23 protein-coding genes are annotated in these 25,036 nt (G+C 44.6%); 9 read left to right on the forward strand and 14 right to left on the reverse strand.

Annotation, left to right across the window (positions count from 1 at the left end):
• Positions 1 to 3: 3 nt before the first annotated feature.
• Positions 4 to 534 (reverse strand): chorismate lyase, encoded by a 531-nt coding sequence (locus ACRQQK_RS10165; RefSeq protein ID WP_457511267.1) that lies wholly within the window; start codon positions 532 to 534, stop codon positions 4 to 6.
• Positions 535 to 701: 167 nt separating this feature from the next.
• Between ACRQQK_RS10165 and ACRQQK_RS10170 the strand changes: the two genes are divergently transcribed.
• Positions 702 to 1,106, forward strand: coding sequence for a flagellar basal body-associated protein FliL (locus ACRQQK_RS10170; protein ID WP_457511268.1), 405 nt, complete (start codon positions 702 to 704; stop codon positions 1,104 to 1,106).
• Between the two features lie 37 nt (positions 1,107 to 1,143).
• Here ACRQQK_RS10170 and glpG read toward each other — a convergent pair whose 3' ends face one another.
• The 6 genes from glpG to ftsY form a co-directional block, all read right to left on the reverse strand.
• A complete protein-coding gene (gene glpG / locus ACRQQK_RS10175) occupies positions 1,144 to 1,995 on the reverse strand; it encodes a rhomboid family intramembrane serine protease GlpG (protein WP_457511269.1) in 852 nt (283 codons plus the stop codon).
• An 8-nt stretch (positions 1,996 to 2,003) separates the two neighbouring features.
• On the reverse strand, positions 2,004 to 2,324 hold the full coding sequence (gene glpE / locus ACRQQK_RS10180; RefSeq protein WP_457511270.1) for a thiosulfate sulfurtransferase GlpE: 321 nt from the start codon (positions 2,322 to 2,324) through the stop codon (positions 2,004 to 2,006).
• Positions 2,325 to 2,720: 396 nt separating this feature from the next.
• Positions 2,721 to 3,578, reverse strand: coding sequence for an RNA polymerase sigma factor RpoH (gene rpoH, locus ACRQQK_RS10185; RefSeq protein ID WP_457511271.1), 858 nt, complete (start codon positions 3,576 to 3,578; stop codon positions 2,721 to 2,723).
• Between the two features lie 164 nt (positions 3,579 to 3,742).
• Positions 3,743 to 4,711 carry a permease-like cell division protein FtsX gene (gene ftsX, locus ACRQQK_RS10190; RefSeq protein WP_457511272.1) on the reverse strand — a complete coding sequence of 323 codons (969 nt, stop codon included), beginning with the start codon at positions 4,709 to 4,711 and terminating at the stop codon, positions 3,743 to 3,745.
• A complete protein-coding gene (ftsE, locus tag ACRQQK_RS10195) occupies positions 4,701 to 5,375 on the reverse strand; it encodes a cell division ATP-binding protein FtsE (protein ID WP_042489747.1) in 675 nt (224 codons plus the stop codon). The genes ftsX and ftsE overlap by 11 nt, the downstream gene beginning before the upstream one ends.
• Positions 5,376 to 5,454: 79 nt before the next feature.
• On the reverse strand, positions 5,455 to 6,654 hold the full coding sequence (ftsY, locus tag ACRQQK_RS10200; protein ID WP_457511273.1) for a signal recognition particle-docking protein FtsY: 1,200 nt from the start codon (positions 6,652 to 6,654) through the stop codon (positions 5,455 to 5,457).
• 217 nt (positions 6,655 to 6,871) lie between these two features.
• Between ftsY and rsmD the strand changes: the two genes are divergently transcribed.
• On the forward strand, positions 6,872 to 7,471 hold the full coding sequence (rsmD, locus tag ACRQQK_RS10205) for a 16S rRNA (guanine(966)-N(2))-methyltransferase RsmD (RefSeq protein ID WP_042489751.1): 600 nt from the start codon (positions 6,872 to 6,874) through the stop codon (positions 7,469 to 7,471).
• Positions 7,468 to 7,734, forward strand: coding sequence for a DUF1145 domain-containing protein (locus tag ACRQQK_RS10210; protein ID WP_457511274.1), 267 nt, complete (start codon positions 7,468 to 7,470; stop codon positions 7,732 to 7,734). The genes rsmD and ACRQQK_RS10210 overlap by 4 nt, the downstream gene beginning before the upstream one ends.
• Positions 7,735 to 7,775: 41 nt before the next feature.
• Here ACRQQK_RS10210 and fhuB read toward each other — a convergent pair whose 3' ends face one another.
• From fhuB to ACRQQK_RS10230, 4 genes are all read right to left on the reverse strand, one after another.
• The gene (fhuB, locus tag ACRQQK_RS10215; protein ID WP_457511275.1) at positions 7,776 to 9,743 is read right to left on the reverse strand and encodes a Fe(3+)-hydroxamate ABC transporter permease FhuB; all 1,968 of its coding nucleotides are present in this window, start codon (positions 9,741 to 9,743) and stop codon (positions 7,776 to 7,778) included.
• A complete protein-coding gene (locus ACRQQK_RS10220) occupies positions 9,740 to 10,672 on the reverse strand; it encodes an iron-siderophore ABC transporter substrate-binding protein (RefSeq protein WP_457511276.1) in 933 nt (310 codons plus the stop codon). Before ACRQQK_RS10220 ends, fhuB begins: the two co-directional genes overlap by 4 nt.
• Entirely contained in the window at positions 10,663 to 11,448 is a 786-nt protein-coding gene (locus tag ACRQQK_RS10225) for an ABC transporter ATP-binding protein (RefSeq protein WP_457511277.1), read from the reverse strand. Before ACRQQK_RS10225 ends, ACRQQK_RS10220 begins: the two co-directional genes overlap by 10 nt.
• A gap of 104 nt (positions 11,449 to 11,552) precedes the next feature.
• On the reverse strand, positions 11,553 to 13,658 hold the full coding sequence (locus ACRQQK_RS10230; protein WP_457511278.1) for a TonB-dependent siderophore receptor: 2,106 nt from the start codon (positions 13,656 to 13,658) through the stop codon (positions 11,553 to 11,555).
• Positions 13,659 to 13,798: 140 nt separating this feature from the next.
• Between ACRQQK_RS10230 and ACRQQK_RS10235 the strand changes: the two genes are divergently transcribed.
• Complete coding sequence (locus ACRQQK_RS10235) at positions 13,799 to 15,628, forward strand: ABC transporter ATP-binding protein (protein WP_457511279.1); 1,830 nt, start codon at positions 13,799 to 13,801, stop codon at positions 15,626 to 15,628.
• Positions 15,629 to 15,771: 143 nt separating this feature from the next.
• Here ACRQQK_RS10235 and ACRQQK_RS10240 read toward each other — a convergent pair whose 3' ends face one another.
• A complete protein-coding gene (locus tag ACRQQK_RS10240) occupies positions 15,772 to 16,086 on the reverse strand; it encodes a DUF3630 family protein (RefSeq protein ID WP_457511280.1) in 315 nt (104 codons plus the stop codon).
• Positions 16,079 to 17,914, reverse strand: coding sequence for an ATP-dependent DNA helicase RecQ (recQ, locus tag ACRQQK_RS10245; RefSeq protein ID WP_457511281.1), 1,836 nt, complete (start codon positions 17,912 to 17,914; stop codon positions 16,079 to 16,081). The genes ACRQQK_RS10240 and recQ overlap by 8 nt, the downstream gene beginning before the upstream one ends.
• A gap of 313 nt (positions 17,915 to 18,227) precedes the next feature.
• On the opposite strand from recQ, the gene rarD reads away from it, so the two are divergent.
• A complete protein-coding gene (gene rarD, locus ACRQQK_RS10250; RefSeq protein ID WP_457511282.1) occupies positions 18,228 to 19,145 on the forward strand; it encodes an EamA family transporter RarD in 918 nt (305 codons plus the stop codon).
• Between the two features lie 24 nt (positions 19,146 to 19,169).
• A complete protein-coding gene (locus tag ACRQQK_RS10255; protein ID WP_457511283.1) occupies positions 19,170 to 19,829 on the forward strand; it encodes a LysE family translocator in 660 nt (219 codons plus the stop codon).
• A gap of 732 nt (positions 19,830 to 20,561) precedes the next feature.
• Here the strand turns inward: ACRQQK_RS10255 and uvrD are convergent.
• Complete coding sequence (gene uvrD, locus ACRQQK_RS10260) at positions 20,562 to 22,736, reverse strand: DNA helicase II (protein ID WP_457511284.1); 2,175 nt, start codon at positions 22,734 to 22,736, stop codon at positions 20,562 to 20,564.
• Between the two features lie 310 nt (positions 22,737 to 23,046).
• On the opposite strand from uvrD, the gene ACRQQK_RS10265 reads away from it, so the two are divergent.
• From ACRQQK_RS10265 to ACRQQK_RS10275, 3 genes are all read left to right on the forward strand, one after another.
• Positions 23,047 to 23,307, forward strand: coding sequence for a BufA1 family periplasmic bufferin-type metallophore (locus ACRQQK_RS10265; protein WP_167412582.1), 261 nt, complete (start codon positions 23,047 to 23,049; stop codon positions 23,305 to 23,307).
• Between the two features lie 100 nt (positions 23,308 to 23,407).
• Positions 23,408 to 24,253, forward strand: a complete 846-nt coding sequence (gene bufB / locus ACRQQK_RS10270) for an MNIO family bufferin maturase (protein WP_457511285.1) — start codon at positions 23,408 to 23,410, stop codon at positions 24,251 to 24,253.
• Complete coding sequence (locus ACRQQK_RS10275; protein WP_457511286.1) at positions 24,250 to 25,032, forward strand: HvfC/BufC N-terminal domain-containing protein; 783 nt, start codon at positions 24,250 to 24,252, stop codon at positions 25,030 to 25,032. The genes bufB and ACRQQK_RS10275 overlap by 4 nt, the downstream gene beginning before the upstream one ends.
• Positions 25,033 to 25,036: the final 4 nt, after the last annotated feature.

Below are 25,036 nucleotides of genomic sequence, written 5' to 3' on the forward strand. Positions count from 1 at the left end.
TCCTTAGAAAAAATAAGCAGGGGAATCACTCAGAAATAATTCAGCCACTAACATAGGTTTATTGTTCATCCATAAACGTGAACGTCGCGCCAAAAGCAAGCCATCTGGTGTTTCAACCCAACCCACTTGCAACTTATCTCGCTTAACATTATCAGTACTGAATACTGTCAGTCCAAGTGGTATTTCACCTTGGTGTTCGAGATTATGCGATTGATCCTGAACTGATGATTTTGGAATCAATGTTCTTCCGACTATCCAAGGCTTACCATCTCCTTGTAGAATGACTTTTCGCAAAAGACACGGTTCTGTTGGCAACAATTCAGATTCACTCTTGTCCAGAAACGAAGACTCCACCCATTGGTTGTGCAGTAGCTCAACCGTCAGTTGTTGACAGTTGTCCGATAATCGACGGGAAAGCGAACCCTGCTCTAGCAACCAAGCTTTTGCATTAGGATCTGGAAATGTGAATTCGTCTGGCGATAACCAGTTCACTTGGCTTAAAGCAGTCAGGTACAGCGAAATTGATTGATTCATACTAATATTCAATACAGCGAGCAGTAGTCTCGAAAGAAAGTCCGCTCATGGTCTCAAACCAAGGACATGAAACCTAATAGAGTATTTTTATTTACAAAAAGATGCTCTATTGTAACAAGACTCGGGCAGTTCGAGTATCTTGAACAGAGAAAAGAATTAATAGACATATGCTTAGAAAATACCTATCTCCGATAATACTCGCATTTGGCCTTTTATTTTCCAGCTTAGCTATTGCTGAAGAAGAAGCACCAAAGCTGGCTTATTTCACTCTCGAGCCGGATGTGACCACGAATTTTTACACCAAGGGTAAAAAGCTGGGGTATATCCAAGTGCGTATTGATGTCATGGTAAGCAACAGCGCCGATTTACCATTGATAGAAAAACACCAACCTTTAATTAGAGATGCGGTTGTCGAGCTATTGGGTAAACAAAACGAAGATGTAATTAAGTCATTAGCTGGTCGCGAAGATATTCGTAAAACCTTAGTAGAGCAGCTGAATAATACGCTATTGCCAGAAACAGGGCGTACCATCATCGCCGATCTGCTGTTCACAAAATATCTATACCAATAGTGAAACGTACAACGAATTATCCCTTAGAAAAAACGGCTCATGAGCCGTTTTTTTGTTTCTTCAGAGAGTATCGACTCGCATCATTGAGCCCTAACAAGACCCCAACCACCAAACCTGCTAAATGAGCACTGTTGGCAATCGCCATAAAGGGTTGCATAAAACCAAGCACCAACCAAACCAGCATAAATGCAACCAGTGGCTTCTGAATGCCTAGCCCCATCTGAGGTACTCGCCAACCTAGCATCCATAAATAACCGACTAAAGCGTAAACCACTCCCGATAGGCCGCCAAAATTAGCGCCTTCTACCCAATATTGCCCAGCACCAGAAAAAGCAGAAGAGACTAAAAAAATCTGCAGTAACTTAAAGCTACCCAAGCGTTTTTCGATATCGCCGCCAAATTGCCACCACCATAGCAAGTTAAACACTATGTGTAAGACAGAAAAATGCAGTAGTGCATGACTTACCCAACGCCACAACTGCCATTGCTGACCGCTTTCTGCTGGGAAATGTAATGCGGAGAACACCGCATCTGACATGCCTATTTGCTGTAAAACAAAGATAACAACACAGACCGTCATGATGGATAGCGTTAATGGACCCGCTTTGGCTTTGAGCATTGCCATCATACTAGGTGAGTGGTACCGGAATTGAGGTTTACGACTTTCTGCCATATCCCAAGACGCAGCCTGATACTTACCGTCATTGGGATTGGCGAGGAACAGCTCTATTTCGTGTTCCACTTCCAGTTGATGTTCATCTTCCATCAACCACAAGGCAAATTGACCACTTCCCTCTGACGTCATTCTTATCTCTATCTGCCGTGACGCCATGTAATCGATAAATGCTTGCGCCATTCGAGGGTTATTTAAAGTGATCAATCTAATCATCTGTTTTTCTAACTCACTTCGACAGGTAAGTTGGCACGATGCCAAGCTTCAAAACCACCATCCACACTATACACCTGTTCAAAGCCTTGGTTAACCAAGTATTGGGCTGCACCCTGGCTACTAATTCCGTGATAGCACATAACCAAAACAGGCTGATCAAATTCAGCCTCTTCCATGAATGAAACGATGCTGTCATTGGTTAAATGGAATGCCGTTTTTGCATGTGCAACAGCAAACGACTGGGGATCTCTGATATCCACTAGCTTGGCATTATTCTGTTCGATGAGGGTTTGAGCGCCCGCTACATCAATGTGCTGAAATTGGTCCATGATTTACTCTCACTTTAGTAATATTTTTTCAGCGCCATTGTAACCTATCCAGAGAATGACAAGTACATGGGCTGAGTAAGGTTATCCACCAGCGATCATTTGTTCATCAACTGTGGATAATCCTGTGGATTGCGGTGATAAAGTGTTTTTCTTAAGATCGATCCACAACATCTAGTGATGATCCTGCTCTTTCTGTGTGTAGATCTAAAAGTATCCCCAAATAAAAAACAGCGTTCATACCTTTATTTACCCTACTTGATGACAGTCAGTAAATAAATTTACCACAGACTTATCCACAGTTAGCGATACTCCGTTAAGGAGCGTTTTCGATCCGGCATAAAAAAACCGAGATCAACAGACCTCGGTTTTTTTTTGTATTTATAGAATGGTTAGGGATTACAACTCGCCTACCGCTTCTTTCAATTTCTTCATCGCATTCTTTTCTAACTGACGAATACGCTCAGCAGACACTTCATACATATCGGCCAATTCCTGAAGGGTTGATTTTTGATCATCCAACCAACGCGAACGCACGATATGTTGACTACGCTCATCAAGAGTTGCTAAAGCAAGACTCAGACGTTTTGTCGTATGTTTTTCCCAGTTCTGCTCTTCTAGGTTGTCGGCTAAATCTGAATGCTTGTCTTCTAGATATAACATTGGAGCCGCGTAAGAGCTGCTGTTGTCATCGTCATCAGCAGAAAACTCAAATGTTGCATCTTGTGCCGCTAAGCGAGATTCCATTTCACGAACTTCTGAAGGCTCTACACCCAGTTCACGAGCAACAGTTTCAACTTCACCGTTGTTAAACCAACCTAAACGCTTTTTCGACTTGCGTAGATTGAAGAAAAGTTTACGTTGCGCTTTTGTTGTCGCAATCTTCACGATACGCCAGTTACGTAATACGTACTCGTGGATTTCAGCCTTGATCCAGTGAACCGCGAAAGATACCAGTCTTACACCCACTTCAGGGTTAAAGCGTTTTACCGCTTTCATCAGACCAATGTTACCTTCCTGAACAAGATCCGCTAATGGCAAGCCGTAGCCAGAATAACCACGAGCAACGTGAACAACGAAACGAAGGTGTGACAGAATCAAGCCTTTAGCCGCTTCGATATCACCTTCATAATGCAACTTCTCAGCAAGCTCTCGCTCTTCCTCTGCGGTCAGCATAGGATAACTGTTCGCTGTGCGGATATAACTATCTAAGCTATCTTGCGAAACAAGCGCTAATTGATATGTTGACGTAGCCATTCAATTCCTCATCAATCTCTGATCTGGAGCCAATTTAATCTAACAATCTTGAACCCAAAATGAACAGTATTCAAGACCGATTGGTTATTATGCATAAACAAATGTTAGTGACAAGTCAACTAGCCCCTCAAATATTGTTTTCACCTAATAATGACAAGGATTCGCTACACAGGTTCAATTTCTTTTAAGTGGCGTTGAGCTGCACTTTTCGCCGCGATACAACCTAAGGCCGTTCCCAGCATAAGTAGTAGTAAAGATTCATCCCAATTTAAACCGATTAACCGGAACTGGCTGTCGTACAACTTAGCTAAATCTTCCACGGCCCCATTCAGCACTATGGTGATAAAGGCTGTTAGTAGCCAAGCAGATACGGCTCCCAAAACACCAAACCACATACCAACGTATAAATAAGGGCGCAGAATAAAGCTATCGGTCGCACCAATCAGCTTCATAGTCTGAATTTCTTCTTTGTTGGCCTGAACGTTAAAACGAAGTGTGTTACCGATAATCAAAAACACCGAAGCCAGCATTAATAATGACAAACTGATAACCACAATCGTAGCTAGATTACGAATAGCATCTAATCGAGCGAGCCAGTCTTCGTCTAAACGTACGTCTGTTACCCCTTCCTGCTCTCGGATGGAATCAGCAATCGCCTTTATTTCCTGGTCCGTTTCCACGTTTGGAGAAACAATCAGCACACCCGGCAATGAATATTCATCGAGCAGACTGATAGCTTGGTCGAAACCTGAATGCTGACTCAAATCCTCAAGACCTTGTTGCGGAGAGATATAATCGACTTTCTCCACTTCAGCACGGCTTTCGATTTCGTCTTTCAACACCATGATTCTTGGCTCAGGCGTATCTTCTTTGATGTAAACACTGATTTGAGAAGGGCTCGCTACATTGCCTGCCACAGACGCAATATTCTTGCTCAGCAAATACATACACGCTGGTAGGGTCAATGCCATAGAGATAACAGCCAATGTGAGAACATTACCCATAGGGCGCTGCCACAGGCTTGAGAAAGAGGCTTTTGCTTGCTTAATGTGCACTTTTAAAAAACCATCGGTTTTCACTCTTTTTGCATCACGAGCTTTGGTCGTTTTTTTGTTTTTAGGATTAACGGCCATAATCTTCAACCTCACTTAAAAAGCCCTGATTTAACTCTAAGTGGCGATACTGAGGGCGAGAATTCACTAAGTTATGATCGTGGGTTGCCAGTAAAATGGTCACTCCAGCGCGGTTAAACTCTTCAAACAGATGCAAGATACGAGTTGATAGTTCTGGGTCCAAGTTACCCGTAGGCTCATCGGCTAATAATAATGTCGGACGATTCACCACGGCTCGGGCAATACCAACACGTTGCTGCTCACCACCTGATAACTGACTCGGCAAACAACGAGCTTTATCCAACAAACCAGTTTTATCTAACGCTGCCGAAACTCGGCGCTTAATATCGTTTTCAGAGATAGACTCAATTCGCATCGGCAACGCAACGTTGTCAAACACGGTTCTGTCCATCAAAAGGCGGTGATCTTGGAAAACAATGCCGATATTACGACGCAAAAAGGGAATATCTTTGTTTGGAATACGTGTGACGTCATGGCCGTTAAAACTGATTTTGCCGTCTGTAGGTCGCTCAATAGCGCAAATGAGCTTAAGCAAAGTACTCTTACCCGCGCCAGAGTGCCCACCCAGAAAGGTCATCTCACCACGACGTAAATGAAAATCGACTTTCTGCAGAGCTTGTCGCCCGCCTCGATATACCTTGCTCACCTGTTGAAACTTGATCACGCATCATTCCTTTTTTGCAGCGAGATACCCAAACGGGCATCTCTCTAGGGTATGTTACTGTTCGTTGTACTTTGGATTATTACTCATCGCGACTAAATAGCGCGTCGATGAATTCTTGCGTTTCGAATGGGCGCAGATCTTCAATACCTTCACCAACACCGATAAAGCGAATCGGAATTTGGAACTGGTCAGCAATCGCGAAAATCACACCGCCTTTTGCAGTTCCATCCAGTTTAGTCAGAGTAATACCCGTGATTGGTGCAACATCGCTAAACAGTTTCGCTTGGCTAATCGCATTTTGACCAGTACCTGCATCCAACGTCAGCATGATTTCATGTGGCGCTGAATCATCAATTTTCTTCATCACGCGAACGATTTTACGCAGCTCTTCCATTAGGTTGGATTTGTTTTGTAAGCGACCTGCCGTATCAGCGATAACCACATCCACACCACGCGCTTTCGCAGCTTCAATCGCATCGTAAATCACGGACGCACTGTCTGCGCCAGTATGTTGAGCAATAACAGGAACATTATTGCGCTCACCCCATACTTGTAACTGTTCAACCGCAGCTGCTCGGAATGTGTCACCCGCAGCCAGCATCACTTTCTTACCTTGTGACTGGAACTGCTTAGCCAATTTACCGATTGTTGTGGTTTTACCTACACCGTTTACACCAACCATTAAGATCACATACGGCGTTTTTGCGGTATCGACAACCAAAGGCTGTTCAACGGTCGACAGAATTTCTGCCAACTCACCTTTCAGCAGATCGTACAGCGCTTCACCATCTTTTAATTGCTGGCGAGATGCTTTTTCTGTCAGGTTTTCAATAATTTTTAACGTGGTATCCATACCCACATCAGCAATAAGAAGTTGCTCTTCTAGCTCTTCAAACAAATCGTCGTCGATTTTTTTGCCTTTGAACAAGCCAAAGAAACCTGCGCCAATGTTTGCTTTAGTTCGGCTTAAACTGCGTTTTAGGCGTGCGAAAAAGCTTTCGGTCGGCTTTTCCTGCTCTTGAATTCGCGGGACTTCAACTAGAGGCTCTTCATCTTCAACAACTTCTGCTTCTGCTTCTGCTTCTGCTTCTGCTTCTGCTTCTGCTTCTGCTTCTGCTTCTGCTTCTGCTTTTTCAGTCTCGACTTCCTCGACCGGCTCTTCAACCGTTTGTTCTGATTCCGTTTGTTCTACTTGCTCTTCGGTTGCTTTTGTTTGGCTTGGTTCTTCATCACCAAAGCCAAGCCATGACAGTAAGCCACGCTTCTTTTTTTCCGTCATCTGAGGATATCCTAGATTTTCTTGTCTGATTATTTTTCTAAACTATGACTCTTTTCTTAAAGAATTATCCTTAAAAAGAAAAGAAAAATGACAAAGCAGTGATAACTTTCTTCTTCACTTGGTAAACTTTGCCATATTTATGAATGCTTATCTTCAGCAAAACTATTATTACTGAAAGGTTGGCTATAGTAACACTTAATTAGCGGTCAAAAAATCTATGGTAAGACGTCGCCAACAAAACCCATCACAAAATCGTGCTCCAAGTGGGCAAGTTCGAATTATCAGCGGCTTATGGCGCGGAAGAAAACTACCCGTTCACGATGCTGAGGGTCTGCGCCCAACCACAGATAGAGTCAAAGAAACCCTATTTAACTGGATTGCTCAAGATGTGCCAAATGCCAAATGCCTTGACCTATTCGCAGGATCGGGCGGTTTAGGTTTTGAGTGTGCATCACGTCAAGCGGAAAGTGTCACCATGCTGGAGATGAACGCTCAGGCATTCAATCAGTTAAAAACGAACATCGCCACATTGAAAGCCACCAATATTGAAGCGATTAATACAGACTCTTTAGCCTATCTAAAGCAAAGCGGATCACCTTTTGATGTCGTATTTATTGACCCGCCTTTTCGTAAAGGTCTGTTAGATGAAACGCTGCAACTGTTGGAGCAGAATGGGTGGCTTGCAGATAACGCGATGATTTACATAGAAACCGAAAAAGAATTATCGTTACCTGAATTACCAGAAAGCTGGCAGCTATACCGAGAAAAAAGTGCTGGCCAAGTATGTTACCGACTGTTTGAAAGGACTACAGAATGAAAGCTCTATTAGTATTAGCGAAAGCTGCGATTGCATTTGTCTGGCTTGTTTTGCTGCTCAACATTGTTATGCCGTTTCCCGGCAAAGCGGCTATCGCGCTTTACATCATGACCGCCTTCCTGCTCATTATGCATGGTCTGCAAATGCTGATTTTTGTCGGCGCATTTGGTGACAAAGTAAAAACCAGCAGTTGGGAAAAATGGTCAATCCTGATTTTCGGCATCTTCGCCCTACTCGATATTCGCCGTAAACATATGATGTAACAAGAGCCCGAACGGGCTCTTTTCTTTTTCTTTCTTTATTTTTATTTAGCTCGGCTAAATACCAGCAGTAACAGAAAATAGCTGCCACCCAAAATTGCGACTATGGTTCCCGCCGCAATCTGCATTGGATAGAGCATCACTTGCCCCAACCAGTCCGCCCATAACATTAACGACCCACCCACTAAACTTGCCATCAAAAGTTGCTGTTTTGCTTTCTGCGCTCCCAGCATCATTGCCATATGTGGCGCGATTAAACCAACGAAAGAGACAGGCCCCATGGTTGCTGTCACCAAGGCACATAATAGGGCCACAACAATCAGCAGAACTAAACTGGCCGTTTGCGGGCTTAAGCCTCGCGCACCGGCAAAACTGCGTCCAATCGAAATCAAAGTTAGCCAACGAGACGTCAGCAAAGCAAAGCAGGACAATCCGACAACGCCGATAGCCAAGTAGAGGCTTTGTGAGGAAGTGACTCGATACGTCGAGCCAGCTAGCCACAGTAAGATTTGATAACTGCCCGCAGTACCTTTTGAAAGACAGAACTGCACTAAAGCTTCTAGCAATGCTGTCATCGCAATACCTGTCAGAATTAAACTAGAAGGCGCGTACTGGTGGCGCTTACCCAACACCAGCAGAGCAATCAACACAATCACACTGCCCAACAGTGCCGTTGCCCAGTTGGTGTTCAACATTGATTGACCAAGAAACAAACTGGCAAACACTAAAGCAAATGTCGCTCCGGAAGAGACACCAAGAATGTCTGGGCTTGCCAATGGGTTATAGATCAAACGTTGTAGAATCGTTCCCGCAATTGCCAAACCAATACCAGCAAACAGAGCGGTTAAAGCACGCGGCCAGCGCAGTTGCCATTGGTATTCACTTGGGAAAACCCAACTCCAACTGTTCTCGCTCACTTGCAAAAAACTGTGTAGCGCTATCGCCACAACAAAAGCGAAAACAAGAAGCGAAACACTGACGGTACTCACATTACTGCGATGATGAGGCAAGCTGATAGCCAATGTATCTTGTGCTTTTAACTGACGGCGACTAAACCAAATTAACGCAGGAGCACCAATCGCTGCGGTGGTAATGCCACTAGGAACGACTTCCGCCGTCCATAAGCTCAACCACATAGAAAGCATGTCGGTACACAGCAGCAGCAAAGCACCAAGCAACATACTGGAATACAGCTCCATCTTTGGTGTTCTTGCCCTCATCGCGCGAGCAATGTTTGGCGTTAATAAACCGATAAAGCCAATCACGCCTACCGCCGTAATGGATGCCGAAACTAGCCAAATGCCCACAATCATCAATAACAAGAAGGCAGGAATAACCGCAAGACCACGAGCTGCGGCGCCTTGATGACCTAATCTCATCAAAGTCAGAATTCTGGGCGCTACGATTAATAACGGAATAGCGACAGCCAAACGCGGAAGAAGCCACTCTAGCCACTCCCAACCATTCTGCGCTAAATCACCAGCTCCCCACATAAATACGTTTTGTGCGAACTGTTCATTAAGCAAAATGATCGCGGTGGCAATAGAACCAAGAAGGATGTTCACAACCATGCCGGACACCACTAAAGGCAAGCCGGTCATATTGTTCACACCCGTGATAAGTACAATCACACCAAATGCACACAACGCACCGACCATTGCTGCAAGCGCACTGTAATCGGCAATTAAGTCTGGAAACCAGATATTAACGACGATTAATGCCAGCCAAGCACCAGAAGATGTGCCCAAAGTCAGTGGTGAAGTCAGCGTGTTCTGAGTCAGTTGCTGCATTAAGCTGCCAACCAGACCTAACATCGCGCCAACAAGAACAGTGATAGCCGCCCTTGGCAATTGAGCATAGAAAAAATTGAAGTCCGCAAAATCTTGCGCTTCAGTGGCTAAAGTTGCGAGGCTCCACTGCATGGACAAACTGAGTTCATTGCCAATCTGCAAACTGAACGCTGCCGCCAGCAGCACGAACAAACCAAGCAGGTTTAAATGACCAAATCTCATGACTTTGGCGCAACCTCAAGCAAACTCTCGGTCAATGCTTCAGCCGTATAAAGTAACGACATGGCTCCGCCGTAACTCCATACGGTACGAACCGCATTAACCTTACCGCTACGGACAAAAGGCATCGCTTTCCACAACATGGATTTATTGAGTTTCTCTAGTTCTGGAAATGGCAAGATATAGAGCACATACCCATCTTTCACGTTCTGTAATTCATTTAAGCGTTTTTGAACGATACCCCAAGGTGTGGCGGGCTGAGGCAACGCCGCTTTTAAGCCTAACTGTTCAATTACGTATTGAGCGCCAGAATTTTCACCATACAAAAACACAGACGTATTACTGGCAAAACGCATTGCGACAACCGATGGAAGCTCTTGACCAAATGCCTGATGCAACGATGTGCTTAATTGCTTAAATCGCCCATTCATGGCAGCGAGCTTCTGTTGTGCTAATTCTTGTTTGCCAAATAACACCGCTAAAGTTTTGAATTGCTCAATCGCAACTTGAGCAGACTGGTCGTTCTGTTCAAAGTTCGATAGATAAATCACAGGTGCAATACGTTCAAGAATCGGAATCAGATCCTTTTGCGGAGAAGCAGCAATAATCACATCCGGCTTTAACGCTGAAATTTTATCGAGATTGGGCTCCGCGCGAGTACCAATATCTTCAACGCCAGCAGGAATCGCTGGTTGAGCAACCCACTCAGTATATGAAGGCAAATTTGGCGCACCGATTGGTGTGATATCAAGCTCCAAAACCTGCTCTAACAGATCCCAGTTAAGCACAACGACACGTTGCGGAGATTGGGAAAAGACTTGTTCGCCACGGCTGTCTTGAATATGAATGTCGGCAACGACCTGACCACAAAGCAATAAACTGAAGAGTACAACTAGGCTTTGAGATGCCTTTTTTAGTGTTTTTAAGCACATACGATGGCGACCTTATTGGTTTTAGATTCAGCAGCGGGCTGCGGGTGTTCAATTAATTTGATGGGAGAGTGGTAGAGATCTGATAGACGCTGCTCATCAAGCAGCAATTCCGCCGCACCTTCAAAAGCTATTCGCCCTTGTTTTAGCGCCACAATATGAGTGGCATAGCGCAGAGCCAAGTTCAGGTCATGAAGAATCACTATGATTCCACAACCTTGTGTTTGATTTAATTCAGCCAATAAAGCCATCAATTGATATTGATGATGTACGTCTAGCGCCGAAGTAGGTTCATCAAGGATCAAAACCGGCGATTGCTGCGCAAGCAACATCGCAACCCAAGCTCTTTGACGCTCACCTCCAGACAGTTCGTCAGCAAGCGTATTCGCAAAGTCTGTAACACCTGTTTTAGCGATTGATTCATCAATAATGGTTTCATCTTCGGCTTTCCAGCGCCCAAGAGCACCACGCCAAGGAAAACGCCCTAAACGAACCAACTCACGAACCGTTAAGCCCGCAGAGGTAGGCAACTTTTGTGGAAGAAACGCGACAAATTTCGCTAACTCTTTTGCGGCTAAAGATGAGAGAGATTGTCCATTTAACTCAACTCGACCTTTATCCGGCGTTTGCTGGCCAGACAAAAGGCTGACTAAAGTCGACTTACCTGAACCATTGTGCCCGAGCACAACCGTTAACTCATTGGTGGGTATGTTCAGTGAATCCACAGACAAGATGGTTCTCCCACCTCGTACCATTTCAACCCCTTGTAAGTGATACATCTCTCTCTCCCTGATTCTGGGAATTCTCAAACAACAAATCCTGCTGGAGCAGGAATAAAACAAACAAAAAAACTCACTCCCTTAAGAGAGTGAGTTTAAAAGGATTACCAACGGTAATTCGCGCTTAGCACAACACTACGAGACTGACCGTAGTAGCACCAATAGTCACAACCTGAGATGTATTCTTTATCAAATAGGTTATTAACATTTAACTGTGCTTGCCAAGCTTTCGTTATGTCGTAAGACGCCATCATGTCGACTAACGTAACGCTTGGAACCGTTAAGTCACTCGATTTAGGGTTGTCTTTTGACTCACCGATATAACGAATACCAGAGCCAAATTTCCAACCTTCAAGTCCCACTTTGTTTGCATCAAAATCTAACCATGCAGAAGCCATATGTTCAGGTATCAAAGCAGCTTGTTTCGTTCCTTTTCCTGACGTTTCATCAGTTTCGGCTTTAGTGTATGTATAGCTCGCAGTTAGCTTCAGACTATCAGTTAGATATCCTGTCGTTTCAATTTCAACACCGTGAGAAGTGACTTCACCGGTTTGAGTTGCCACATAAGTCGTTGGATTAGTAACTAAAGCGTTCTTTTGAGTCATATCAAACAACGCCAAATTTATATAACCATTGTAAAAACTTGGTTCGTATTTAATACCAACCTCAGCTTGGTCACCCTTCAGTGGCTTATATAAATCTCCAGTCGCACTATCGATTGTGCTCAATACATCAAATGATTGTGAGTAACTCACATAAGGAGAAAGCCCCACGCTAGAGATATACATTACACCGGCATCTAGCGAAAACTCTGTATCATTACGGCTTTCACGCTGAGAATTCGAAACGCTCTCGTTATCCGTTTTAACCCAGTCAAAACGACCACCGATTGAAGCAATCCACTGGCTATCAATCTTGATTTGATATTGACCGTATAAACTAGCTTGTTGCTTGGTAATATCACGATCTGCTGCTGAAGATTCGTCAATTGCTGTGTAGTTACCGTACACCGGATTAAATGGGTTAATACTACCAAAGCCATAGTTATCAGCTTCAACACCATCTGTTTTATGATGCTGCAGTTCTAAACCGAGTAAAACTGTGTTGGCAATACGTGATGATTCCCACTTAGCAATGGCATTGTTATCCAAGCTAAAGCTTTCGGTCTTGCCTTCACGGAAAACCAAGCCTTGAGATAAGGTATCTGTACTTGGATCTGCGTTCATAAATGAATAACTGCTACGCAAATACAGCTCGTTGTATCCGTAGTTAAACTTCTGTGTCAGTGACAATACGTCATTTAATTCATGTTCAAGAAGGTAACCAGCAGAAATCTGTTTACGTTCATATTTATCGTAATCAGGCTGTCCCAGATTGGTCGATGGATCAATAGACCCAAAATTTGAATCGGTTAAAGTCCCTGCTGCAGGGAAAAACGGGTTAGTGGGAATACCACTATCCTCTAAGTAACTAGTCAGCAAGGTAAAATGGGTGCGCTCGGAAATATCGATAGCCAGACTTGGAGCAAGATAAAAACGACGGCTTTCGGTTCCGTTTAGCTCACCATCATTCTCTTTCATTAGGCCTACTAAACGGTAGCGTACAGAGCCATCTTCGTTTGCATAGTCAGAGATATCCAAAGATAAAGTACGAAGACTGTTGCTACCGACTTGAACACCCACATCACCTTGAGGAGCGTCTGTCGGTTTCTTCTGTACAGCATTCACCACACCACCCGGAGGCGCTTCACCATAAAGGATTGATGCAGGACCTTTAAGTACTTCAACTTTTTCTAAACCATAGGGTTCAAGCAACCAAGTGTAGTAACTGTTTTTGAATAAACGGCTTCCATCTAAATAGGTCGCGGCATCAAAACCACGAACTTTAATCCAGTCAGTATCGTTATCTGCACCATACGGTTGAGACGCTACGCCAGAGGTATAGCGAAGTGCCTCATCCAGTTTTTGAGGCGCGCGATTGACCAAGTCTTGCTCTGTTACCACAGAAACAGATTTCGGCGTCTCTTGCGCTGGCGTGTCAACTTTCAGCGCAGACGCAGTAACGACTATCGTCTCTACTGCTTGAGAATCTTTTTGAACAACCTCTTCTGCCAATACGCTTTGACTAGTAAGAAGTGAGAATGGTGCCAAGCTAAAACAAAGCGCGGTGCGGATTGCTTGTCCGAGTCTAGTTGGGCGTGTCGTTACCATGATTGGAACCCCCTGCTGTAAAAATTTGAGAATAGTTTTGATTATCATTATTATGCGTACGGCATTTTACTGATAAATACCACAATTGGAAGTGCAAATACGAAGCAATCTCAATTTCATTAATATAGGTCAAATAAAACATGTTCCAATGGTTTGAAAAACTTACCGAGGCATTTCCCAGAGAAGAACCTCAAAAGCCGCCAAAAACCTTGTTTGCTTTTTGCCGTCATTACACTCGTGGTTTTGAAAAACCATTACTGATCATGTCGCTACTCAGTGCCTGTGTTGCTATCGCTGAAGTGACGCTTCTGCGTTATATGGGTCAGCTGGTTGATATTCTAAGCAGCCAAAATCAAGAAACTTTTTGGGTAGACCAAAGCGGTCGCCTCTGGTCGATGGCGATTCTTGTCGCATTAGTGATGCCGTTGCTAGCGTTTCTGCACTCCAACATCATGCATCAGACATTGCTCGGTAATTACCCGATGTCGATCCGCTGGTTAGTGCACCGCTATATGCTGAAACAGAGCGTGGGCTTCTTTCAAAGAGATTTCTCAGGGCGTGTTGCTACAAAAGTGATGCAAAGTGCCCTTGCTGTGCGTGAGACCGTGATGAAAATGGTCGATGTACTGGTGTATATATCCGTCTATTTTGTTTCGATGATCTGGATGATGGGCGAGTCCGATATAGTGCTGATGCTGCCGATTCTGATTTGGTTAATTACCTACATTGTTATTCAGCTCTACTTCATTCCAAAGATGAAGCAAGTTGCTACAGAACAAGCGGACGCTCGGTCTGTAATGACCGGTCGCATCGTTGATAGTTACACCAACATCACCACCGTCAAACTGTTCTCGCACTCGCAACGTGAAATGGATTATGCCGAAGGCAGCATGAAGCTGTTTTTGAAAAGCGTTTATAAACAGATGCGTATGGTGACCTGCCTTCTATTTAGCGTTGATGCAATTAACTACTTGTTGCTGTTTTCCATCGCTGCGCTATCTATCAATCTCTGGTTAGATAACGCCGTTACCGTTGGTGTGATTGCGGTTGCGATTAGTATCGCGTTGCGCGTTCAGGGCATGTCTAAGTGGATCATGTGGGAAGTGAGCGCGCTGTTTGAAAACATTGGTACGGTTGTCGATGGCATGAACACCATCTCCAGCGATGTTGAAATCAAAGACGCTGCCAATGCACCCGAACTGACTGTGACACAAGGCAAAGTCGAATTTAATCAGGTCGATTTCCATTACAGTGAAGATAAACCTGTGTTCCAATCTTTGAATCTAGAACTAAAACCGGGTGAAAAAGTCGGTATTGTTGGACGCTCGGGAGCGGGTAAATCGAGTTTGGTTAACTTGCTTCTGCGTTTTTACGATGTTCAGTCCGGCACAATTTCTATTGATGGTCAGAACATCGCGGCGGTTACACAGGAGTCTTTAAGAAAACAGATCGGTATGATCACGCAAGATACATCGCTTCTGCACCGTTCGATTCGTGAAAACATTCTTTATGGCGATCCAAACGCTGACGAAGAGGCCCTTATCTGCGCAGCCAAACAGGCACACGCTCATGATTTCATTATTGATTTGAAAGATGAACAAGGTCGAACAGGCTACGATGTGGAAGTGGGGGAACGAGGCGTGAAGCTTTCAGGTGGTCAGCGTCAGCGTATCGCGATTGCGCGTGTACTACTGAAAAATGCACCAATCTTGATTATGGATGAAGCAACATCCGCATTGGACTCAGAAGTGGAATCAGTCATTCAAGAAAACCTTGAAGTGCTGATGGAAGGCAAAACCGTTATTGCCATAGCGCACCGACTATCAACCATTGCTGCGATGGATCGCCTGATCGTGATGGATAAAGGTGAAATCATCGAGCAAGGCTCACACCAAGAGCTACTTGCTCAAAATGGGGTATATGCTCAGTTGTGGACTCACCAAACTGGCGGGTTTATTGGCGAGGAATGATTCTCGCTGATTTTAGACTGCGCATTAAAGTGAACGAGCATCAATAAGAAAACCCAATTTGCCATGGACGGCAAATAGGAGCTCCAAGGATGGAATTATGCGTGTTTTCGTTTGCTACCCGTTCGCAACCATCAACAGGTTATTTATCGAGAACAGGGAACTCCGCGAGCTAACAAGCCTGCAATAAAATCCAGTTCTTCTTTGCTCTGACCTTCACCCATTGCTTCTAGCCACACACATTCACTATAGTGCTCTGCACGCAGCATCAATCGACAGCCTTCAAAATCAATCAGCCATGAATGGAGATCGGCATCCTGTTGCTTCTCAACTGCTGTTGCAGACAACAAAGTAAGTAATCGCTCACCCATCACAGGAAAACTATCAAACTCAAACGCCTGAGTTTGAACAATCAGTCGACCTTCTTGTGCCAGATATTCCTTTAAACCGAACTCAGCCATGGTTGGTTAAATGCTCCTGAATTAAATCTAAGAATGGGTCGGCGTATTTTTCCAACTTACGCTGACCAACACCGTTGACTGCCAACATTTCACCGTAAGAGGTTGGCAGAATTTCCGCCATATCAATTAAGGTGGCGTCACTGAACACCACGTAAGGTGGCAAACCGTCTTCATCAGCAATGGATTTACGCAGTTTACGTAACTTGGCAAACAGCTTCTTATCGTAATTCTTGCTCGAAAGCTTATCGGATTTAGCCGCGCGAACAGCGGTGTCGAGACGAGGAACTGCCAGCTCTAACGTCATATCACCACGCAGAAGCGGACGAGCTTCTTCAGTAAGTTGAAGGGTCGAATTTCGAGTGATGTTTTGGCACAACATACCTTTATGAATTAACTGGCGGAAAATACTCACCCAGTAATCATGGCTGTGGTCTCGCCCAATGCCATAGGTGGAAATTTTATCGTGACCATTTTCGCGCACGCGAATATTTTGCATTCCACGCAACACTTCAACCGCATAACCAATACCGAAGTTTTGATTGATACGATAAACACACGACAGCGCTTTGCGCGCCTCATCTGTCGCGTCAAAGTGCTTTGGCGGATCAAGGCAGATATCGCAGTTGCCGCAAGGCTTTTCACGATATTCACCAAAATAATTTAGCAGCACCTGACGACGACATGTCTGCGCTTCAGCAAAGTTACTCATCGCTGTCAGCTTATGGGTTTCAACCTGCTTTTGCGGTCCTTCATCTTTCTCGTCCAACATACGGCGAAGCCAAGAAATATCGGCAGGATCGTAAAGCATCATTGCTTCTGCTGGTAAACCATCACGACCGGCTCGCCCCGTTTCCTGATAGTAAGACTCTATATTTCTTGGGATATCAAAGTGAACCACAAAACGTACGTTCGGTTTGTTAATCCCCATACCAAATGCCACAGTAGCGACAACAATCTGAATATCATCTCGCTGAAAGGCTTCTTGCACATAGGCACGTTCATCGACCTCTAACCCAGCATGATAGCTGGCTGCGCGAATGTGGTTGTTACATAGCTTTTCGGTCAGCATTTCCACTTTCTTGCGGCTGCCGCAATAGATGATTCCACACTGCCCTTTTTGCGTTCCCAAATAACGGATGACTTGAGAAACCGGCTTATGCTTTTCAACTAGCGTATAGCGGATATTTGGACGGTCAAAACTGCCGAGATAGATATGAGGCTCTGTCAGATTCAGACGATGTAGGATGTCGCTACGAGTCGCATCGTCAGCGGTTGCAGTCAGCGCCATAATGGGCACATGTGGAAATAACTGCTTTAGCTGCCCCAGCAAGGCATATTCAGGACGGAAATCGTGTCCCCACTGAGAGATACAGTGCGCTTCATCCACCGCAATCATCGTCAGCGGAATATTATGCAAACGCTCGATAAACTCGTGAGTGAGTACTCGCTCGGGAGAAACATAAATCAGCTTGACCAGTCCCGCATGCATACGATTATAAATGCTGATCAGCTCTTCACGGGTTTGCGTCGAGTTGACACACTCCGCAGACACCCCGTTAGCTTTTAGTTGGTCGACCTGGTCTTTCATCAGCGAAATCAATGGCGAAATCACCACAGTAACACCAGAACGAACCAAGGCTGGAATTTGGTAACAGAGTGATTTACCACCGCCGGTCGGCATAATCACAAGGCTATCATTACCTTGAATTGCGGTATCTATAACTTCTTGCTGACCGTCTCTGAAAGTTTGATAGCCGAATACGTCACGCAAGACTTCTGTCGCAGTCAACGGTGACTCTGAATGTTCAGCAATTAAAGTGGCGGTCATGCAAGCTCTCAGTGATGGGTAAATCCAATGATGCGTTAGCATCAAATTAGCCCGATATTGTAGAGACGTTTAACGGTGAATAAAACCGCTAAATGTATAAGAAAATGGTGAACTCGAAACCGCTGCAAGAAAAGTTCGACAAATCAGAGGTTCTCCGAATGGGTAGTAAAATTCACCTGCCGATAATTCCTTAGCTGCACAGTCGGGTATTTTGTGTATATACTGCACACTCCTTTCGAAACATTCTGTAATACCTAGGTAAATGCTGCCATTTATAACTAGGTATCGAACAACTCTCAATCGAGAATAAACAATGACTCCAGAAGAGCAAACAAACGCTAAAAAAGGCGTATTACTGGCTATCGGTGCCTACACAATGTGGGGGATTGCACCGATCTATTTTAAAACCATTACTTTCGTTCCTGCTCTGGAAATCCTCAGCCATCGCGTTATTTGGTCGTTTTTCTTTTTAGCGATAATCATCCATTTTAGTCACCAATGGCGTAACGTTGTCAGCATTTTCCAGTCAAAATCTAAGATGTTATATCTGTTTGCTACCGCTCTACTCATCGGTGCCAACTGGCTGATTTTCATCTGGGCAATTAACGCCAACCACATGTTGGACGCAAGCTTGGGCTACTACATTAACCCTCTGATCAACGTTGTATTTGGTATGCTATTTCTCGGTGAACGATTACGTAAGCTTCAGTGGTTTGCCGTAGCGCTGGCAGCAATTGGCGTCGCGATTCAAATCGTTGTGTTCGGCTCTGTCCCTGTGGTCGCGTTCGCGTTAGCAGTTAGTTTTGCGTTTTATGGATTATTGCGCAAAAAAGTCAGTGTTAACGGCCAGACTGGTCTGTTTATTGAAACCTTAGTGCTGATACCAGCCGCTTTGATTTATCTGGCTTGGTTTGCCGACTCGGCCACCAGCTCAATGGCAAACAACGAACTTAACCTTAATGTACTGCTGATCAGTGCCGGTATCGTCACTACATTACCTTTACTCTGTTTTACGGGTGCAGCGACAAAACTCAAACTGTCGACCTTGGGATTTTTCCAGTACATAGGTCCAAGTTTGATGTTCTTGTTGGCCGTGCTGATTTACGGAGAAGCGTTCTCGACCGATAAAGCCATCACTTTCACCTTCATCTGGGGTGCGTTAGTGGTGTTCAGCTATGACGGTTTGACCCAAGGCAGAAAGCGCCCAGCAACAGTTGTTACAGCTAAATAACGGCACTTCCAAGGATGAATAACCATGAATGAAGCCAGTATCCTTATCACTCTAGCTGGAGTCCATTTCGTCGCACTGATGAGTCCGGGTCCCGATGTCGCATTAGTGGTGCAAAATGCCACTCGTTATGGCCGTCAAACTGGTATTTACATCGCGCTTGGACTCTCTTTCGGCATACTGCTGCATTCACTTCTTAGCATTACCGGTATCAGCTATTTGGTTCACCAACAGCCTGTCTTGTTTGCTTTACTGCAGCTATGCGGAGGCAGTTATTTACTTTACCTCGGCTTTGGAGCTCTGAAAGCCACTATCGCCAACTGGAACTCAGCAGCAGAGATCGCGCCCGCAGATAAAAATGCGCTGTTACTGGGCAATAAGAAACAGGCCTTTTCTCGTGGATTCATGACGAACATCCTGAACCCAAAAGCTCTGGTTTTCTTTGTCAGCTTAATGTCGACGCTGGTTCCGGCAAGTATGTCGGTGACGGGTAAAGGCTTTGCGCTTCTTATATTATGGGGATTATCGCTGACTTGGTTTGCTTGTCTTGCGTGGATGCTATCCACCGAACGACTACAAACAAAGCTCAACCAAGCAAGTCGCTATATTGATTTACTGTGTGGCGTCATTTTTTCACTGATTGGTGTCACTATTCTTTGGCAATCAATGACCAGCTTCATTCACTAAAACAAAGTCAAAGTGAATTTAAATTCACTTTGACTGCAAATTGAAACAATGAGGACAATAGCTGATCACCCCTTAACCTTGTGCGAGATCTCTCACAAACAGGTGGGGAAATATCTCTTTCTACACTAGAAAAAAGATGCCAAAAATAATTAAGTGAATGATTTTTATAAACAAGTTACTTTTTAGCCAGTAAATATCAGCATGCAAACGATTTCTTTGCGTTGCTGAATGCCTCCTAGTCGGTAATATGAACCCTGTCGGAAGGATGCTGACACGGAATGGATCGCTAAGGATAGTGAACTTCAGGATGAAGTTACGGTTGTTCAGGATGAATAATCGGCATGGAAAGCAAAATGGACATTGAACGGACTCATTCGTTACTAGGATGGTAGCGACAAGGGAATGGCAATGGACACCTCTGGATGAGGTAAGGACTTAGCATCAGGATGATGTCAGGGACACCGCTCAGGGAACAAGTGATGTGAGCTAACGAGGATTGTTAGCAGGTCAGGAAGATCATGGACACCGCTAGGATGGCGATGAAAGGATTGCGCTGAAGGAATACAGCACACTTATCAAGGAATAGATGCAGGGAGCACCTATTAGTAGCTGGATTGCTGCAAGTAAGACTATAACCCCGAAGGGCTCGCGCCCTCGGGGTTTTTCTTTTTCTGCTTCAACTGAATCAAAGACATAAAAAACCTAGCACTGAGGCTAGGTTCTTATCACTGATTACATGCGTTCCAGCTTAGCATAGGCAGTCACAAGCCATTTAATACCTTCACCATTAAAGGCTACCTGTACTCGACTTTGCGGACCGCTACCCTCGAAGTTGATAATGGTACCTTCACCAAACTTAGGATGACGAACGCGAGAGCCGAGCGTAAAGCCAGTCTCATTGAAGTTCTCTTTGACAACCGTCTGGCTAAAGCGACCACTGCTCGCCGGTCGGCTCACTTGAGCTTTCATTCGAACTTCGTCTAAACATTTCTCTGGCAGCTCACGAATAAAGCGCGAAGGTTTGTGATACTTGTCTTGTCCGTACAAACGGCGCATTTCCGCATAAGTGATGTAAAGCTTCTGCATTGCACGGGTCATGCCCACATAACACAAGCGACGTTCTTCTTCTAAACGCCCTGCTTCTTCGGCTGACATCTGACTAGGGAACATACCCTCTTCGACGCCAACCATGAATACCATTGGGAATTCCAGACCTTTCGCACTGTGTAATGTCATCAGTTGAACAGCATCATCAAATTCATCCGCCTGACCTTCACCAGACTCAAGCGCCGCATGAGTTAAGAATGCTGTCAGTAGCGTCATCTCTTCCGCTTCTTCCGGCTTTTCGAACTGACGAGTGGCCGTTACCAGCTCCTCCAAGTTCTCGATACGCGCCTTGGACTTTTCGCCTTTCTCTTGCTGGTACATTTCAAACAGACCCGAGGTTTTAATCACATGGTCAGTTTGCTCATGCAAAGACATTTCAGCGCTGTCATCTTCTAGTGCGTTAACCAATTCAACAAAGCGGCCAAGGGCTGACGCTGCGCGGCCAGTTAACACTTTCTCTTCTAACAACAGAACACTGGCATCCCATAAGGTGCATCCACGGTCACGAGCGGCAAAACGAATGGTATCTAGAGTTTTATCGCCTAAGCCACGAGTGGGTGTATTCACCACTCGCTCAAAGGCTGAATCATCATTACGGTTAGCCATTAAGCGTAGGTAACTTAGAGCATCTTTGATTTCCTGACGTTCGAAGAATCGCATACCACCGTAAATTCGGTATGCCAAACCCGCCTGAATTAATGCTTCTTCCAGTACACGTGACTGGGCGTTGTTACGATACAAAATCGCGGTGTCTTCCAGAGCACCACCATCTTCATGCCACGCTTTAATTTTACCGACCACAAATCGTGCTTCATCCAGCTCGTTATAGGCTGAATAAACTGAGATAGGCTCACCTTCGACACCATCTGTCCAAAGCTCTTTACCCATACGCTCGCTGTTGTTGGCAATCAGAGTGTTTGATGCTTCAAGAATCGTTTTGGTTGAACGGTAATTCTGTTCCAGACGAATCGTATTCACACTTGGGAACTCAAGGGTAAACTTCTCAATATTCTCGATTTTTGCACCACGCCAGCCATAGATAGACTGGTCATCATCGCCCACAATCATCACGTGACTATCTTTGCCCGTCATCAAACGTAGCCATGCATATTGGATGTTGTTGGTATCTTGAAATTCGTCGACCAGAATGTGTTTAAAGCGAGCTTGGTAATGTTCACGAATGTGTTTGTTATCACGCAATAACTCTAACGTTCGCAGCAAGATCTCAGCAAAGTCGACCAAACCAGCGCGATCACACGCATCCTGATAAGCGGTATAAATCTGCACGTAAGTTTGAGTCACAGGGTCGTGATAAGCATCGATATGTGCAGGGCGTAGACCTTCATCTTTCTTACCGTTAATCCACCAAGAAACTTGTTTCGCAGGCCACTGCTTATCATCCAAGTTTTGCGCTTTGATCAAGCGACGCAGTAGGCGTATCTGATCTTCAGAATCAATAATTTGGAAATCTTCTTGCAGTTTCGCATCCAAATAGTGAGCCCGAAGAATTCGATGACAAATACCGTGGAAAGTACCATTCCACATGCCAGAAGCACTACCCATCATCAGCTCTTCAATTCGACCACGCATTTCAGCAGCCGCTTTATTGGTAAAAGTTACCGACATAATTGAGAACGGTGACGCCTGCTCTACCGATAATAACCAAGCAATACGGTGTACGAGCACCCGAGTTTTACCACTGCCCGCACCAGCCAACACTAGTAGGTTTTCAAGTGGTGCAGCAACTGCTTCGCGTTGTTTGTCGTTTAAACCGTCGAGTAAAAGAGAAGGATCCATCATGGCTAGGCTACTGGTTATTTATACATAATGACGACGATTATAACCCTAAAATCCACCGAGATGCTCGTTAAACAAGCCATTTTCTTCCCAGATGTTTCTGACTAAAGAAAAAATAATTGAAGTTTTTTTGCACATATATTGCTAAAGAATTCATTCGCTTAACGATTTTTAAACCTCATTTCTCCCATTTTTCATTCCATTCATTGAAAGTTTTTTTTAGTAACACCTCTCTTTTCTAATAAGCAAGTTCAATGATTAACAAGTTATTAACTTGCTACATCAGGTAAGAATAATTCATGAGGAAGTGATGATGAAAAAATCAAATTTGGCAGTAACAGCAGCAGTAACAGGCTTACTTGCATTAGGCGGCACAATGCTAACAGCAACATCTGCGTTCGCAGCCGACCAGGAAAAATGCTACGGAGTGGCGAAAGCGGGTCAAAACGATTGTGCGACTAAAATGAGCTCGTGCGCGGGTACATCGAAAAAAGATGGTCAAAAAGATGCCTTTGTTGTTGTGCCTAAAGGTCTTTGCGGCAAACTTTCTGGCGGGAGCACTATGTCCTCCTAATAGCTTCAACACACAACTGAGTGGTGCACTGAGCTCAACAAGTGCACCACTATTCTTTCCATCGCGATAGCAAACCCACAATAAAATGAATGGAGGCTTCATGCTACATAGCCAGGTAGGTGTAGGATTGCGCTCTCCCCATATCAACTATTTTGTCGAACAAACACCACAAGTGAGTTGGTTAGAAATTCACAGCGAAAACTATTTTTCGCCCCATTCGGTTGCCCGTAATCAGCTGCGTAATATTAGTAAAAACCATCAGATAAGCTGCCACGGTATCGGTCTTTCATTAGGTTCAGTACAAGGCATCAATACCTCTCATTTACAGCAACTTAAAGCTTTGATCGACGAAATTCAGCCACTTTTTGTTTCCGACCATTTAAGCTGGAGTGAGAATGGTGGTCACTATTTTAATGACTTACTGCCTTTGCCTTACACTGAAGAAGCTTTGGAGGTGTTTTGTCGTAATGTGCTTACTGTACAGGACGCCATAAAGCGCCCGATTCTGATTGAAAACCCTTCCAGTTATTTGCAGTTTAACCACTCCACCATTACAGAGTGGGAATTTCTGGTACAAGTACAACAGCGCACCGAATGCCGCTTGTTGCTCGATTTGAATAATGTACATGTTTCTGCTTTCAATCATGGTTTTAGCAGCCAAACCTATATTGATTCTATTCCTGCGCATGCCGTTGACGAAATTCACCTTGCAGGCTTTTCGATTAACACACTTGCCGAAGGGGAAATATGGATAGATACCCACAGCAAACCGGTATCTGCTGAAGTGTGGCAACTCTACCAACTCTGGTGTGAGAAACATGGCAGCCGAAGAACTTTGATTGAATGGGATTTAGACATTCCAGATGTTGAGGTTCTGCTAGCGGAAGCAAACAAAGCTAGCGAGATGCTCACAAGGCTCGACTCGATGAAAAGGAAAGCATCATGAGCTTTGGATTAGCCCAACCACTTGGATTAGCAGAGCTACAGGCAACCTTTGCTAAGGGCTTGCGTTATCAAGCACAGGGAGAGGCGTGCGATATCATAGGTGGACGATTTAGCGCTGAAGAGAGACTCCAAATCTACCGCAATAATTTTGTCATGAGTTTAACGGAAGTCATGCAAGCTACCTACCCAATGCTTAGAGAGGTATTAGGAGATGAATGCTTTAACGCACTATCTCGTGAATACATTCTTCGCTCACCGCCCACAGAAGGTAATGTCAGTCATTACGGAAACCATTTTGATGATGTGATCAGCCAGTTTGAGCAAGTCACCGACCCCGCGCCGTATGCAAGCGATTTAGCGCGTTTTGAATGGACGTTAGATAAAGCTCAACAAACGTTTGGACATAGCGAAAAGCGGTCACTTCAACCACTGGAAGCCATCCATACTCTTTCTGAGCAACAGCACCTCAACGTAATTCTTCATCTTAATTATGGGGTCTTCCCGTTTACATCCGATTTCGCCTTATTCGATCTCCAAAGAGCGTTTAGCCAACAAAATTTCGACAACCTGATTCTGAATAACGCTCAATCAGGAGTCATAGCTTGTGATGAATATGGTCGGCCTTGGACGAAAGAGTTAAACAACCAAGAATACCAATTGCTGTTGAATCTCAGCAGCGAAATGCCACTAGGTAGAATTAAACCCGAAGCACTGGCCGAATTGCCGTCACTGATCGCACTCAATATCGTTGCTGGTTTCTCATTGGCAACCCCTCACTAGGAGT

Source organism: Vibrio sp. C8, assembly GCF_054051265.1.